General features: G+C 65.6%; 13 protein-coding genes. 11 read left to right on the top strand and 2 right to left on the bottom strand.

What is annotated here, in order from left to right; all coding sequences use genetic code 11:
* From AC1P6P_RS18445 to hcp, 5 genes are all read left to right on the top strand, one after another.
* A partial coding sequence (locus AC1P6P_RS18445) for an AbrB family transcriptional regulator (RefSeq protein WP_481403909.1) occupies positions 1–153 on the top strand: 153 nt, incomplete at its 5' end.
* On the top strand, positions 150–689 hold the full coding sequence (locus AC1P6P_RS18440) for a YbhB/YbcL family Raf kinase inhibitor-like protein (RefSeq protein WP_481403908.1): 540 nt from the start codon (positions 150–152) through the stop codon (positions 687–689). The genes AC1P6P_RS18445 and AC1P6P_RS18440, both read left to right, overlap by 4 nt.
* A 332-nt stretch (positions 690–1,021) precedes the next feature.
* Entirely contained in the window at positions 1,022–3,115 is a 2,094-nt protein-coding gene (locus AC1P6P_RS18435) for a transglycosylase domain-containing protein (RefSeq protein ID WP_481403907.1), read from the top strand.
* Between the two features lie 75 nt (positions 3,116–3,190).
* Positions 3,191–4,780, top strand: a complete 1,590-nt coding sequence (locus AC1P6P_RS18430) for an EAL domain-containing protein (RefSeq protein WP_481403906.1) — start codon at positions 3,191–3,193, stop codon at positions 4,778–4,780.
* 441 nt (positions 4,781–5,221) lie between these two features.
* Positions 5,222–6,889, top strand: coding sequence for a hydroxylamine reductase (gene hcp, locus AC1P6P_RS18425; protein WP_481403905.1), 1,668 nt, complete (start codon positions 5,222–5,224; stop codon positions 6,887–6,889).
* Between the two features lie 676 nt (positions 6,890–7,565).
* Here hcp and AC1P6P_RS18420 read toward each other — a convergent pair.
* Positions 7,566–10,028 carry a glycoside hydrolase family 9 protein gene (locus AC1P6P_RS18420; protein WP_481403904.1) on the bottom strand — a complete coding sequence of 821 codons (2,463 nt, stop codon included), beginning with the start codon at positions 10,026–10,028 and terminating at the stop codon, positions 7,566–7,568.
* A gap of 153 nt (positions 10,029–10,181) precedes the next feature.
* Here AC1P6P_RS18420 and AC1P6P_RS18415 point away from each other — a divergent pair, with 153 nt between their 5' ends.
* The 5 genes from AC1P6P_RS18415 (at position 10,182) to AC1P6P_RS18395 (ending at position 14,040) form a co-directional block, all read left to right on the top strand.
* Complete coding sequence (locus AC1P6P_RS18415) at positions 10,182–10,745, top strand: hypothetical protein (protein ID WP_481403903.1); 564 nt, start codon at positions 10,182–10,184, stop codon at positions 10,743–10,745.
* A 113-nt stretch (positions 10,746–10,858) separates the two neighbouring features.
* Positions 10,859–11,428, top strand: coding sequence for a hypothetical protein (locus tag AC1P6P_RS18410; protein ID WP_481403902.1), 570 nt, complete (start codon positions 10,859–10,861; stop codon positions 11,426–11,428).
* Between the two features lie 92 nt (positions 11,429–11,520).
* Positions 11,521–11,799: a DUF2849 domain-containing protein gene (locus AC1P6P_RS18405; protein WP_481403901.1), complete on the top strand. Its 279-nt coding sequence runs from the start codon at positions 11,521–11,523 to the stop codon at positions 11,797–11,799.
* A gap of 3 nt (positions 11,800–11,802) precedes the next feature.
* The gene (locus tag AC1P6P_RS18400) at positions 11,803–13,458 is read left to right on the top strand and encodes a nitrite/sulfite reductase (protein ID WP_481403900.1); all 1,656 of its coding nucleotides are present in this window, start codon (positions 11,803–11,805) and stop codon (positions 13,456–13,458) included.
* A 102-nt stretch (positions 13,459–13,560) separates the two neighbouring features.
* On the top strand, positions 13,561–14,040 hold the full coding sequence (locus AC1P6P_RS18395; RefSeq protein WP_481403899.1) for a DUF934 domain-containing protein: 480 nt from the start codon (positions 13,561–13,563) through the stop codon (positions 14,038–14,040).
* Here the strand turns inward: AC1P6P_RS18395 and AC1P6P_RS18390 are convergent, their stop codons facing one another.
* Entirely contained in the window at positions 14,041–14,796 is a 756-nt protein-coding gene (locus AC1P6P_RS18390) for a polysaccharide deacetylase family protein (protein ID WP_481403898.1), read from the bottom strand. It abuts the gene before it with no gap.
* Between the two features lie 154 nt (positions 14,797–14,950).
* On the opposite strand from AC1P6P_RS18390, the gene AC1P6P_RS18385 reads away from it, so the two are divergent.
* Positions 14,951–15,266, top strand: a 316-nt coding sequence (locus tag AC1P6P_RS18385; protein ID WP_481403897.1) for a hypothetical protein, incomplete at its 3' end; no start/stop codon positions are given.

Here is a 15,266-nt window from a genome sequence, read left to right as displayed (position 1 = left end):
ACCTCGCCGGGGGGCGCGGACTCGGTCGCCATCATCGCCGCCTCGTCGAAGGTGGATGTTCCTTTCGTCATGACCATGCAAATGATGCGCTTTGTCGTCGTGCTCGTCACCGGACCGGCACTGGCGCGTTTTCTTGCCGGAAAGGCTGAATGATGCTTGGCAAACTCCTCAGCGGCTTCAAGGGCCACGACCGTGACCTCGCCTGGAACCGCAGCGATGCGGCGGCGGAAACCTTGCGCCTCACCAGCCCCGCCTTCGCCAATGGCACACCGATGCCGCGGCGCTTCGCCGGAACCGGGGTCGGCGCCAATCTCTCGCCGCCGCTGACGATCGAAGGCGTGCCGCCGGGAACGCAGGACCTTTTCCTGGTGCTGCAAGACCCCGACGTGCCGCTGCCCGCCGCGATCGTGCACATGATCGCCCGCCTGATGCCGGTGACGCGCAACCTTCCCGAAGGCGCGCTTAATGCCGGTCAGCCGATCGCCTTTGGCAAGGCGAGCTTCGGAAGCATCGGCTATCAAGGCCCCCGTCCCATTCCTGGCCATGGCCCCCACCGCTACGTGTTCCAGCTGTTCGCCGTGTCGCGGCCGCTCAACCTCGGCCCCAAGGCGAAGCTCGCCGACTACCTGGAGGTGATGAAGGGCCACATCCTCGCCCGCGGCCGGCTGACCGGGACGTATGAACGGTGACGGCGCATTCGCCCGCCAAACTCGCCCCTCTTTCGTCACCCGCGGAGACCTGCTTTGTGAATGGCCATGCTGCAGAAAAAGCGGGGGAGGTGGCGCGCAGCGCCGGAGGGGGGAATGCTCGGGCGCCGGAATGGTCCCCCCTCCGCTTCGCTGCGCTCAGCACCTCCCCCGCTTTTTCACTGATTGGGCCGCGAATGGAGCGGTGCACCGCGGGGGAGGAAAGTTGGAGATCAGCCTCGCTTACAAGGGGTTAACCTCAACGGCCGGGTCGAATACCGTCTTGAATCCGCCCCAAAGATGGGCGACTTAACGCGTCAACGCGGGGAAATCGCATGGGCCAGATTTGGGAAGGGTTCCTGCGCGGTGTTGAAGCCTTTGGAGGCTGGATCATCGCCCACAATCGTCGCCTGTTGAAAATCTGTGTCTGGGTCGTCGGCATCGTCTCGCTGCCGCTGCTCGGCCTGTTCCTGCTGCCGAGCTTCCTGGCGCTGGTGGCGCCGCCGCTCGACCTGAAACAGGACCTCTACGCCCTCAACCGGCCGGTCGCGTTCACGTTCCTCGACGCCAAGGGCGCGGTGGTGGGACGGCGCGGCGCCGCCGTCGGCGACCGGCTGACGCTGGAAGAGATGCCGAAATACTTGCCGGCCGCCTTCATCGCCATGGAGGACCGGCGCTTCTACGAGCATCACGGCGTCGATCCGCGCGGCATCGTGCGGGCCATGATGGCCAACGTCCGCGCCCATCACATGGTGGCCGGCGGCTCGACCATCACCGAACAGACCGCGAAAATCCTCTTCACCAACCAGGAACGCACGGTGTCGCGGCGCTGGAAGACGGAGATGGATGCGGCGGTGCTGGAAAAGTCGCTGTCGAAAAAGCAGATCCTCGAACTCTATCTCAACCGCATCTATCTCGGTTCGGCCGCCTATGGCGTCGATGGCGCGGCGCGGGTCTATTTCGGCAAGTCGGCGCGCGACCTGACGCTGTCGGAAGCCGCCATGCTGGCGACCCTGACCCGGGCGCCGTCGGTGTTCTCGCCGCGCCGCGATCTCGCCGCCGCCCAGGACCGCGCCAATATCGTGCTCGCCACCATGGTGGAAACCGGCGCCATCACCCAGGCCGAAGCCAACGACGCCCGCGCCCATCCCGCCGTGGCGATCGACCACGCCTCGGTCGATGCCCGCAATTACTATCTCGATGCCGCCCGCGACGAAGCCTTGAAAGTCGCCTCGGCCAACGGCCAGCGGGCGCTGTCGGGCGACCTCACCGTCCACACCACGCTCGAACCGCGCTTGCAGGAAACCGCGCGGCGCACCGCCCGCGATGTCATCAACGGCAAGGCGGCCCAGAAGGCCAATGTCCACGAAGCCGCCATCGTGGTGATGAAGCCGGACGGCGCCGTGGTCGCCATGATCGGCGGCACCGACTACAGCGAATCCACCTTCAACCGCGCCGTTCAGGCCCATCGCCAGCCGGGCTCGGCGTTCAAGCCGTTCGTCTATCTGGCGGCGCTCGAATCCGGCTTGTCCCCCTGGGAAACCCGCGACGACCAGCCGATCTGGATCAACGGCTGGGCCCCGACCAATTTCGGCGGCCGCTCCTACGGCACCATCACGCTGGCCGATGCCATGGCCCATTCGGTCAACACCATCGCCGTGCAGGTGGCGCAGGAAGTCGGCATCGATCAGGTGGTGGAAGCGGCCAAGCGCTGCGGCATCACCTCCAAGCTGCAGCCCAACGCGTCGCTGGCACTCGGTACCGCCGAAGTGACGCCGTTGGAACTGACCAGCGCCTATGCCGTGTTCGCCTCCGGCGGGATGAAGGTCACGCCCTACATGGTGACCGCAGTCAACGGCGCCGACGGCCGGGTGCTCTATCAGCGCCAGCCGCATGAACCCGAGCGCGTCATCGCCGATCATGTCATGAAAGACCTGACCGCGATGCTGTTCGGCGTCGTCAGCCACGGCACCGGCTTCTCGGCCAACCTCATGGACCGCGAAGCGGGCGGCAAGACCGGCACCACCCAGGATTATCACGACGCCTGGTTCGTCGGCTTCACCACCGACTATGTCACCGGCGTCTGGGTCGGCAATGACGATTCCGCGCCGATGAAAGGCGTCACCGGCGGCACCATTCCGGCGACGATCTGGAAAACGGTGATGAAGGCCGCCGAAGCCGGCCTGCCGCCGCGCGGCCTCGACCGCTCGGCGCCGCAGGACGCCATCGGCCTCGACGACAGCGGCCTGTCCACCAGCGGCCTCACCTCCGACGACGAAGCCGCCATCAACAATACGCCGCACATGGAACAACCCCCGGAACCCAAGCCGGAAAAGAAGCGCACGCCGGCCGGCGGCTTCTTCAACTGGCTGTTCGGCGGCGACGAGGACAAGCCCAAGACCCAGCCGCCGCAAGGCGAAGCCGATTAGGTTTATTTGCCCGTCGCACGGTTTACCCGCGCCTAACCGGTTGGGGCCGACAATCGCCCTTTCCGCGAGCGGTGCATGAGCTCTGAAACCCGACGCTATCTCGGCTTTGCCTTTGCCGGCGCCGACTTCCTGATGGAGGTGGCGGCGGACGGGCGCATCGGCTTTGCCGCCGGAGCGACCGCCGAATTCAGCGACACGCCGGCGCTCGACGGCACAGCCGCCGCCGCCCTGTTCACGCCCGCGGACGGCGCCCGCTTCGCCGCGGCAGCCCGGATGCTGGCGCGCGGCGGCCGCAACCGCCTGACGCTGCAACTGGCCCATGGCGGGCGCTGCGAGGCGGCCTTGTTCCGCCTGCCCGGAAACGATCACCGGGTTTCGTGTGCACTGGCGCTCGCCGACCGTCAGCTCAGCTTTGCCGGGGCCGACACCGACGCGGCGACGGGACTGCCGACCAAGGACGGCTTCCTCGCCGCCATCACCGAGCTGCGCGACAGCGATGCCTTGACCCTGCTCAACGTGCCGGCGCTGGCCACCATCGTCGCCGGATTGCCGGGCGACAAGGCCGACGCGCTGCTCGCCGACATCGGTCGCGCCATGCTGGCCTCGGGCGCCAAGGCGGCAGGGCGGCTGACCGAGACCAGTTTCGGCGCCCTCGCCGACGCTGCCAAAGGGCCCAGGAGCCAGATCGCCGGTGTCCGCGCTGCGATGGCGAAAACCGGCCTGCCGCCGGCCGACATCCACGAAACCCATGTCGCGCTGAAGGCCCCGGCGCTGCGCCCCGAGCAGCGCTTCCTCGCCTTGCGCTATGTCGTCGAACGCTTCACCGCCGGCAAGAAGCAGTCGCCGTTCACCGGCGATCTCGGCCAGGCGTTCGATGCCATGTTGGACGAAACCCACGCCCGGCTCGCGCACCTGACCGCGACGGTCCAGGACGGCACCTTCGCCATGGCCTATCAGCCGATCGTTGAATTGAAAAACGGCGAGCTTTCGCACTTCGAAGCGCTGGCGCGGTTCGGACCGGGCGAGACCGGCGAAACCATCCAGTTCGTCGAAAAGCTCGGCATCGCCGACAGTTTCGATCTCGCCGTGGCGCTGAAAGTGATCGGCGCGATGGAGGCGGACAAAAGCCATGCCGCGCACGTCGCCTTCAATGTCTCCGGCCACACCATCCAGTCGCCCGCCGCCTTCGGCATGCTGGCGGGGCTGCTGACGCGGCACAAGAAACTGAGCCCCAGGCTGCTGGTGGAAATCACCGAGACCGCCGCGATCACCGACATGGCCGCCGCCGCCAAAGCAATCGCGGCGCTGCGCCAGATGGGGTTCAAGGTCGGGCTCGACGATTTCGGCGCCGGTGCCGCGACGCTCAATTACCTGCACGCCTTCGAGGTCGATTTCGTCAAGTTCGACGGCAGCCTGGTGAAGAAGCTCGGCGCCTCCGAGCGCGACGACACGCTGCTGAAGGCGATGCTGGCGCTGTGCCGCGATCTGAAATTCACCACCATCGCCGAATGCCTGGAGACCGAGGCCGATGTCGAACGCGCCCGCGCCGCCGGCTTCGACCAGGGCCAGGGCTATGCCTTCGGGGTCGCCGGCAAAATCCCACCCGGCGCCGGCATGAAAAAAGCCGCGGCGAAGCGCAAGGGATTCCGCGACAGCTGGGAATAGCGGCCGACGACGCAGCCGCCGCAGGGCGAATAGCAGGGCGCGTTCACCACCGGTGTCATCCCCGGCAAGCCCGTCGTAGCTGCGCAACAGTGAAGCCGAGCGAGACCCAGGTCGGGATGCGAGCGGGTTCGTGAAGAATGAGCTGTGCGGATTTTCGAGCGGCGCAACCGGTGGCGCCACCTGGGTCCCCGGTCGTCGCCCGCGCCGTGAAGACCAGTCCCTTTCGCAAACATCGTGCGGCGCGGGCTCGCCGGGGATGACAACTGGGGTTACGGCGCGGGCTTGCCGGGGACGACTGCTTAATAGGCCTCTCTCCCACCTCTTTTGCGATTCTCTCGCACTTACACCTGCGTCAATCTGGCAAATCATCGGCATCATTCGATCGGCGTACATTTCCTTAAAAGAAGTACGGACAATACTACATTAAAAGGAGAGGACGCCTTGTTCTGCTATCAGTGTGAACAGACCCAATTCGACGACGGCAAATTCGGGTGCTTCGGCACGCGCGGCGCTTGCGGCAAGGATGCCCCGACATCCGATCTGCAGGACGTCTTGATCCACCTCTGCAAGGGCATTTCGCAATACGCGGTGCGGGCGCGCGCCCTCGGCACCACCGATGTGGAAGCCGACCGCTTCCTGTTGTTCGCGGTGTTCACGACCCTCACCAACGTCAATTTCGACGCCGCCAAATTCGTCACCTGGATCGGCGACGCGGTGCGCATCCGCGATCATATGAAGCGCGCCTATGAGACCGCGGCGCGCGCCGCCGGCCAGGAGCCGGACGTGCTCGCCGGCCCCGCCACCTTCTCGCCCGGCATCGACCAGGCCGCGATTGTCGCGAACGCCGCCGAAGCCGGCGTCAAATACAACGTCGAAACGTTCGGCGAAGACGCCATCGGCCTCCGGGCCTTGCTGCTCTACGCGGTGAAGGGCGTTGCCGCTTACGGCCATCACGCTTCGGTGCTGGGAGAAGAACGCGAGGCAGTGTTCGCCGGTATCGAACGCGCCCTCGACAAGCTCGCCAGCGACGAAGCCGACCTTGGCGCGCTCTTGGAAGAAGCGCTCGAAATCGGCCGGGTGAATTTCGCCGCCATGGAAGCGCTCGACAAGGGCAACAACACCCTCTTCGGCACCCCGACCCCGACCGCGGTGCGCATCAATCCGGTAAAGGGCAAGGCGATCCTGGTCTCGGGCCACGATCTGAAAGACCTGCTGGCGATCCTGAAAGCCACCGAAGGCAAGGGCATCAATGTCTACACCCACGGCGAAATGCTGCCGGGCCATGGCTATCCGAATTTGAAGGCGTTCCCCCATCTCGCCGGCAATTACGGCGGCGCCTGGCAGGAACAGCAGTTCGAATTCGCCGATTTCCCCGGCCCGGTGGTGTTGACCTCCAACTGCCTGATCAAGCCGCAGAAGAAATATTCCGAGCGGCTGTGGACGCTGGGTCCGGTCGGCTGGCCCGGCATCAAGCACCTGGAAGATGACAACTTCGCGCCGATCGTCGAGCAGGCGTTGGCGTTGCCCGGCTTCGAGGAAGACGGCGACGACAAGACCATCCTGGTCGGCTTCGGCCGCGATGCGGTGCTCGGTGTCGCCGACAAGGTGATCGACGCGGTCAAGGCCGGCGCCATCAAGCATTTCTTCCTGGTCGGCGGTTGCGACGGCGCCAAGCCGGGCCGCAACTATTTCACCGACTTCGCCGACAATGCGCCCAAGGACACCGTCATCCTGACGCTCGGCTGCGGCAAATATCGCTTCAACAAGCACGACTTCGGCACCATCGGCGGCCTGCCGCGGCTGTTGGACATCGGCCAGTGCAATGACGCCTATTCGGCGCTGATCATCGCCACCAAGCTGGCGGAAGCGTTCGGTTGCGGCGTCAACGATCTGCCGCTGAGCCTGATCGTGTCGTGGTTCGAGCAGAAGGCGGCGGCGATCCTGTGCACGCTCTTGGCGCTCGGCGTCCGCCACATCAAGCTGGGGCCGACGCTGCCGGCGTTCCTGACCCCGGCGCTGGTCGGCGTGCTGGTGGAGAAATTCGGCATCGCCGGAGTCGGCGACGACGCCAAGGCCGACATCGTTCAGTGCATGACGCGGGCGGCGTAAGTCCTCTTCCGCCTTCACGAGCCGCCGGGGGGCTCTCTCCCGGCGGCTTTTTTTTTGCGATGGAGGGGGCGCGGAGATGCGGGGCGGGCTGCAGTGGTGTGCGTTCATCCAGATGTCATCCCCGGCGAGCAGTCCGACGCATAGCGTGCGGAGGAATGTGAAGACCGGGGACCCAGGTCGGGACGCGAACAGATTCTCCACGACGGGAGTCGTGCGAACTTACGTGCGGCGCGACCGGTGCCGCCACCTGGGTCCCCGGTCTTCGCCCGCGCCTTGAAGACCATTCTCTCGCGCGCAGACACCGTGCGGCGCGGGCTCGCCGGGGATGACAGTTGGAGTTCGCGCGTGCAGCGGGGGGGCGCGGCGCGGGCTTGCCGGGGATAGGCTTGCACAGCGAAGTTTGGCGGGCTGTTCGAGGCGGATGCTCACCACCATTGTCATCCCCGGCGAGCAGTCCGACGCACAGCGTGCGGAGGAATGCGAAGACCGGGGACCCAGGTCGGGACGCGAGCAAAATCTCCACGACGGGAGTCGTGCGAACTTACGTGCGGCGCGACCGGTGACGCCACCTGGGTCCCCGGTCTTCGCCCGCGCCTTGAAGACCGTTCCCTCGCGCAGACACCGTGCGGCGCGGGCTCGCCGGGGATGACAGGTGAGGGCGCGTTGGCTCGCCGGTCTATTCCTTGGTCGCGGCGATCGCGGCGTTGGCCAATAGGATGTACACGGAGGTTCCCTGCACGGTGGCTTCGTTTTCGAACCACAGGAACGGCCACTGATCCATCTGCTCGGGGAAATCGGGCTTGATGACCAGCACGCCCGGCGTCAGCGCCCCCGGCACCTCGGAGAAATCGGCGCGGTTGTGGCCGTACATCACCTGTTTGGAGCGCGCGCCCACGCCCGTCACCAGCGACAGATTGTGCACCGGATGGCGGCCGAGAATGTAATCGAGCGCGGCCAGCGTGTAATCGGTGCCGATCACGTCGGGGAATGCCTGGTGCAGCATATAGGCGGTCATGCCGAACTGGGTGACCTGCCCCGAACCCGCCCAGGTGCCGAGCGCCACCGGCACGCCGAACGGGGTCTTGGCGATTTCCTGGCCGACCTCGGCCTTATACGCAACCGCCGAGGCGCGCAGCGCCGCCTTGTAGTCGCCGTCCATGTAGGGAATGGCGCGGACCGCCGGCTCGCTGACGAAGAGGAAATTCTTCCGGATCGCGGGCAGCAGCGCCTTGAGCTTGGCGGTGTAGACGGGATCGCCCTTGGTCGCGAGCACCAGTTCCACCGTCGCCGACACCGCCGCCGGTTCGAGCATATCGACCGTCCAGTTGCCGCGCTCGGGCCGGTTCAGCCGGTCGCCCGGATTCTGCTGGTTGGCCCATAGCGTTTTGGCGGCGGCAAGCGCCTCGGCCGCGAGCGCCGGATCGCTGTCGGCCAGCTGGCGCGAGGCGGCGGCGAGCGCGCCGGCAACAGCGTAATCGTCAACCGGCACGTCGGACGTGAAAGCCCAGCGATCGTCGGGCCGGCCGGAATTGGCGCCGGTGGCATCGTTCGGCTTCAGCGCCGGATCGTACACCATGCGGTCGGTCTGCGAGCCGGCATCGCCGAGGTGGGTGTACTGCTTCAGCGTCGGTTCGACGATGCCGACGATGGCGTGGCCGAACACCTTGTACTGCGCCAGAAGCTGCAGCGTGCCGTGACGGATCTGCTGCAACGCATCGTTGACGCCATCGGGCTTGCGAATCTCGACCGAGCGCGCCGCTTCATCGATGGTGGTCTCGTCCCACGCGAGGCCGAACAGTTCGCGCCCCCACACCAGGTTGCGCACGACGCCGGCATTATCCAGCGTCTGGATGTCGTAATCGCCGGCATCCTGCCAGCCGCCGACATTGAGGCCGGGAATATGCTCGCCCGGCTGGAACGGCGAATCGAGGTTCGGCCCCATCTTGTAGCCGTCGAAATGATTGATGTTGGGGGCCGCCTGACGGGCATCGTCCATGTGGGCATAGCCTTCCCAGACGCGATACTGCTCGCGCACCGTGACATGATCCATCTGTTCGACCAGATAGGTGTCGAGCGACGGCTGCCAGATGTGGGCGTAGGCATCGGGGGCGATGCGGAACGGATTGGTGGTATGGCCCGCAAACGAAATCGCGTAGATGCCGGGCGCCGTCACCCTGGAGAAATCGAAGCGGGCGTATTTGTAGCGCGTCCAGCGGCCCCATGGCGCGATTTTGCCATGCAACACCGGCTTCGGCTTGCCCGACGCATCGAGCTTGACGACGGTGGCCTCGGCCGGGGCCTTGAAGCGCGGGTCCATCTCGATGATCGCGACCTTGGCGCGGCCGGGCGTATAGCCGGCCTGATTGAACGACACCACCGGCGGACGCAGCCAGCCCTTCACCACGTTCGGCTTCACATGCCAGACGATGGCGTTTTTCGTCGCCCCCGCCGGGATCAGCGCCCGGACCACGAACCAGCCGTTCTGGGCGCGGTTGCGGGCGTCGTACAAAGCCAGCGGCGCGGTATCGGAGGCGATGGCGACGCGCACCATCTTGTCTTCCGGTGCCAGCACGATCGTCTTGGCGCCCGCGGCAAGCGGCTCGGGATCGCCGGAGCCATCGGTCTTCATCGGGCCACCCGGCTGGCGCGGGAACAGCCCCGGCGCCGCGCCCATCAGGAAGGTCTTACCGAAATAGGAAACGGGAAGGAAATCGAGATTGAACCCGGCCTTGCCGACGAGATCGGCTTGCAGCGGCTGGTCGAGATCGACCACGATGCGGAAGCCCTCGCCTTCGGGGCTGACCGTGATGTGATAGGTGAGCCCGATGTCGCCATAGCCCGACGCGACCGTGATCGACTTCGCCCCATGGGTGCGCTCGGTCATGGCCGGGACCGGGTCCCATTGCTCGGGCGTCGGGCTGAGGCGGACTTCGCCGTCGGTGGCGATGCGCTCGTCATGCAGCACGATCTGGAGGCCCGCGTTCTTTTCGTCGCGGAACACCGGATGGAAGAGGTTCTGGTGGACGATGACCGACAGCCCCGGCGCTTCCAGCGTCTCGTTGGGACTGACGGTCAGGCCGGCGGCCAATGCCGGTGCGGCCAATAGCAGAGCCGCTGCGGCAAGCGATTTATAGAGCATGCGTTTCTCCCGTTACCGTTACCATAAGAACACCCGCCCGATGGCGCAATGCATCGTCGGTACGCAGACGTGTGTACGAAGCGAGGGCAACGGCTATACTTGCAGCCGCGGAGTGCTTCGGACTCCGGCGCTCGTTCTGGGGGACTTGGCGCAATGCAATGGACGCTGCTCGCCGCCGTCATGCTGCTGCTGACCGGCTGTTATGAATCGAGCAAACTGCTGCTCGATCCGGCGGCGGCACGCCAGCCGGTCTTAGCCGCGCAGGACTGGACCTATGGCGGCAGCGATCACCGCTACCACGCCCGCCTGACACCGCGCAGCGACGGCTGGTACGACTATGCCGAGAGCCGCCTCGATGCCAAGGGCGTTGAAGGGCGCTGGAAAACCTATCGCGTGGTGCTGAACGCCTTCGACCGCAGCTCCGACATCTTCGTCTATGCCACCTATAACAGCGACGACCACGCCTACATGTACGGCCTTGTCGTCATCGGCACCGGCAATTCCTGGCAGACGGTCACGCCCAATTGCGATCCGGTCAATGGCGACGCCGCCCAGCCCGACCGCAAAGCTGCCACCGCCGCCGGCGCCAAGATCGCCAGCATCAGCGAAGTCGTCGACGTCTGCCAGTTCACCAGCCGCGACCAGCTTTTCGCCGCCTTGCGCAGCGTCATCGCCGAGCCCGGCTTTTGGCGCCGGGTGAAAAAGGCGCAAACGTAACCGCGAGTGATTGTTGTTCTCCCGAACCGTGGCGCGGTGCGGCACCGTGTACAGTTGCACACTCGTAAGAATAGCGCGGCAATGATCAACCATTTCGGGTTGGGGGGAGTGATATGCGCGCTATGGTATTGGCCTTGGCCGGACTGCTGCTCGCAGGCTGTTACGAATCCAATCAAATGCTGCTCAATCCGGGCATGGCCGCCCAACCGATCAAGACAGCGGCGGATTGGAAATACCAAAGCGACGGCGACACCTATCATGCCAAGCTGCGACCGCGGTCCGATGGCTGGTATGAATTCGAAGAGGCTCAGGTCAACAGCGACGGCAGCGAAGGCACGCCGGACCATCACGCTCTGCTGCTGAACTACCTCGAACGCGCCGACACCAATGATGTCTATGTTTTCGGTACCTGGAACGAACGCGAATCCACCTTCATGTATGGCATCGCGGTGATCCGCCCCGACCATACCTGGCGCCTGTTGATCCCCAATTGCGATTCCTTCACCGCCCGCGGCGGCTGGGCCAGCGTCGACGTCGATGCCGCGGTCAAAGCGGCCGCACAGACGCCGCGCGGACAGTATGGCTGCTTCTTCACCTCGGATCAGTCGCTGCGCCGCGCGATGCGCAACCTCGTCGAGACCAAGACCTTCTGGCAGCGGCTCGACGGCGCCAGCAACGGGTAGTGTTATACAAGTGAATTTCGTTATTTTCGAGTTTTTACAGCACAAATAGAGATTTTTCTTGAAGCCTTGCCCGGGCCGTGTAAATTCGTGGCATGGCTCAGATGCTGACCGCAAACCGGCTGATCGACGGCACCGTCCTCTATTGGAAGGACGCGGGCTGGGTGGAAACCCTCGCCGCCGCCGACGTGTTCGCCGATGCCGCCACCGCCGACGCCGCCCTTGCCGCCGCCAAGGCGTTCGTCACCGGCAATCAGGTCGTCAATCCGTACCTGTTCGAGGTCCGCGATGGCAAGCCGGTCAAGCAGCGCGAAATCATCCGCGCGCGCGGCCCCAGTGTGCGCACCGATGTCGGAAAGCAGGCCCCGGAGTAAGCCATGTATAGATACGACGAATTCGACGCGGCCTTCGTCGCGGAGCGCACCGAGCAGTTCCGCTTCCAGGTGGAGCGGCGGCTCAAGGGCGCGTTGACGGAAGACGAATTCAAGCCGTTCCGGCTGATGAACGGGCTGTACCTGCAGCTGCACGCCTACATGCTGCGCGTCGCAGTGCCCTATGGCACGCTGTCGGCGCGGCAGTTGCGCAAGCTCGCCGACATCGCGCGGGTCTATGACAAGGGCTATGCCCATTTCACCACCCGCCAGAACCTGCAGTACAACTGGCCGAAACTGAAAGACGTGCCCGACATTCTCGCCGAACTGGCGAGCGTCGAGATGCATTGCATCCAGACTTCGGGCAACTGCATCCGCAACGTCACCGCCGATCATTTCGCCGGCGCCGCCGCCGACGAGGTGGAAGACCCGCGCCCCGTCGCCGAACTGATCCGGCAATGGTCGAGCCTGCATCCCGAATTCACCTTCCTGCCGCGCAAGTTCAAGATCGCGGTGATCGCCAGCCCGCACGACCGCGCCGCGCTGCGCTGGCACGATGCGGCAGTGGAAATCGTGAAGAACGAGGCGGGCCGCGTCGGCTATCGCATCTGGGTCGGCGGCGGCATGGGGCGGACGCCCTACCTCGGCTATGTCGTCGGCGATTTCGTCGAGAAGCCCGATCTCTTGGGCTTCCTCGAAGCGGTCATGCGCGTCTACAACGAGAACGGCCGGCGCGATAATATCTACAAGGCGCGCATCAAGATTTTGGCGCACACGCTCGGCGAAACCGAAATGCGCGAACGGGTGCTGCGCGAATTCAAGGAAATCAAGTCGGCGGGATTTTTGAATGTGCCCGAGGCCGAACGCGCCCGCATCGAATCCTATTTCGCCCCGCCCCATTTTGAGCCGCTGGCCGACGCGCCGCTGCCGGACCGTGGCGACCTCGGCGCCTTCGTCCGCCACAACACCCACGCCCATCGCGCGCCGGGCTATCGCATCGTGACGATATCGTTGAAACCGATTGGCGGTGTACCGGGCGATATCAGCGCCGATCAGCTCGATGGCCTGGCGCAAGTGATGGACGATTTCGGGCTCGCCGAAATCCGCGCCAGTCATGAGCAGAATCTGGTGCTGCCGCACGTCAAGGCGGGCGATCTGCCGGCGCTGTTCGCACGGCTGCAGGCGCTGGGGCTCGCGACCGCCAATGCCGGGCTGATCACCGATATCATCTGCTGCCCGGGTCTCGATTACTGCGATCTCGCCAATGCGCGCTCGATTCCGGTGGCGCAGGACATCGCCAAGCGCTTCGAAAACCTGGCGCGGCAGGAAGACATCGGCGAACTCAAGATCAAGATGAGCGGCTGCATCAATGCCTGCGGCCATCATCATGCCGGCCATATCGGCATTCTGGGCGTCGACAAGAGAGGCGTCGAATACTACCAGATCCTGCTCGGCGGCTCGGCGGCGGAAGACGCCTCGATCGGCGAAATCATCGGCCCCGGTTTCGGCGTCCACGAAATCGCCGATGCGGTGGAACGCGTGGTGGAGGCCTACCTCAAGCTGCGCCGCCCCGGCGAGCGCTTCCTCGACACCACCCGCCGCCTCGGCGTCGAGCCGTTCAAGAACGTCGCCTACGGGGAGCAGCTGCATGCGGCGCATTGAGGACCGCTCCCCCTCCGGCCGCTACGCGTCCACCTCCCCCGCTATTTCGCGAGAGCGGATGCTCCCACAATCATCGGCGCGGGGGAGGAAAGAGGGGCTGCCATGCTGATCAAACGCGGCCTTGTTGCCGACGATCCCTTCACCGATGTTGCCGACGAGGCGGCGCTACCCGAGGGCGCGGTGCTCGTATCGCTGACCCGGTTTCGCGCCGATCGCGAAACGCTGCTGGCGCGCAACACCGCGCTTGGCGTGCGCCTGAGCAGCGAGCAATCGCCCGAGGCGCTCGGCTCCGATCTCGACCGGCTGGCGCTGGTGGTGCTGGAGATGGGAAAATTCCGCGACGGGCGCGTGTTCTCGTGGGCGCGGCTCTTGCGCACGCGGCTGCGCTTTACGGGTGAAGTGCGCGTCGCCGGCAATTACCTCTATGACCAGATCGCGTTTCTCGCCCGCGTCGGCGTCGATGCCTTCGTGCTGCCGCCGTCGCTCACGCCCGAGCTGTTCGCCCGCGCTTTGGCCGAGATGACCAACGTCTATCAGCCCGCCGCCGACAGCAGGAAGACGATCCGCGAACTGCGCGGGTAGCTACTTCTTCGCCGCCGCTTCCATCACGGTCGAGAACGGCGCCACCCAGATGGTGTCCTGGTGTGCCTTCAGATAGGCCACCAATTGGGCGTGGGCTTCGGCCGAAGTCGTCAGATAGTCGCCGCCGACGCCGTGGAAGCCGAACACGATGACGCCGCCCGACGCAACCGTCTTCTCCACCGCCGCGATCATGTCGGCGCCGGTTGCCTGGCCGGCAAACCACACGCTGGGAACATCGAGCGGATCGCCGACCGTGCCGCCGACACCGCGATCGAAGCGCACCATGCCGCTCTGGCGCAGCGCCGGCAGGTAATCGACCCCGCCCGCGACATGGGCACCGCACGGCGTCGCCATCGCATGGGTCGGCTTGCCGTCGATCGCGGTCAAGAAGGTGTTCATCGTGCGGATTTCCGTCAGCATGGTGTCGACGGTGTAGGTCTCGGTCGTGTAGCGATCCGGCGCCGGATAGGCGTTTCGCGAACAGGCGTGAAAGACGGTGTGGTTGCCGAGTTCGTGACCCGCCGCCGCCGCCGCCCGCCAGCGCGCGAGGGTTTCAGGCTTCAGCGCCGAGCCGATCAGGAAGAAGGTGCCTTTGAGACCGGCGGCGTCGAGCGCCGGCAGGGCGATGTCGAGCTGCGACGTCAGGGCGTCGTCATAGGTGAGAACCACCGCCGCCTGTTTGCCGCCCGGCCACGGCCCGGCTCCCGCCGCCACCGCCAAAGCCGCCGCCGCCACCACCGCCATCAACCCGCGCATGACATCCCTCCTGAATTTGGCCGGACTGTAGAAGCGCGCCTGCCCGCTGTCATCGGGCGCCGTCGCCGCGATGACAGAGAATTCAGGGAAAGACGAGACGGAGCCGCCGGGACCGCCCGTTCAATCTTTCGACAACACACCGGGAGTACCCGTCATGAAATTCGTTTCCGCGCTGCCGGTCCTGGCCGCACTCGCGTTTACCACGCCGGCTCTGGCCCAGCAGCAGACCCCGCCGCCGGATCGCATGGCCGCCATGGCCACGCACCATGCCGACATGTGCGCCAATTTCTATGCCCACGCGGTCGGCAAAGTCGCCGAGCTGGAAGCCCGCCTCAACCTGACCGCGGCCCAGAAGGCGCCGTTCGCGCACTGGAAGGACATCAAACTCGCCCACGCCAAGGCGGCGAGCGAGAAATGCACCGATTTCACGCCTCCAGGCCCCGACGCCTCGATCATGGACCGTCGCCAGC

The sequence above is a fragment of the Rhizomicrobium sp. genome, from assembly GCF_056722145.1.
Note: the sequence above shows the minus strand (reverse complement) of the source record. Positions and strands in the feature narration are given on the sequence as shown.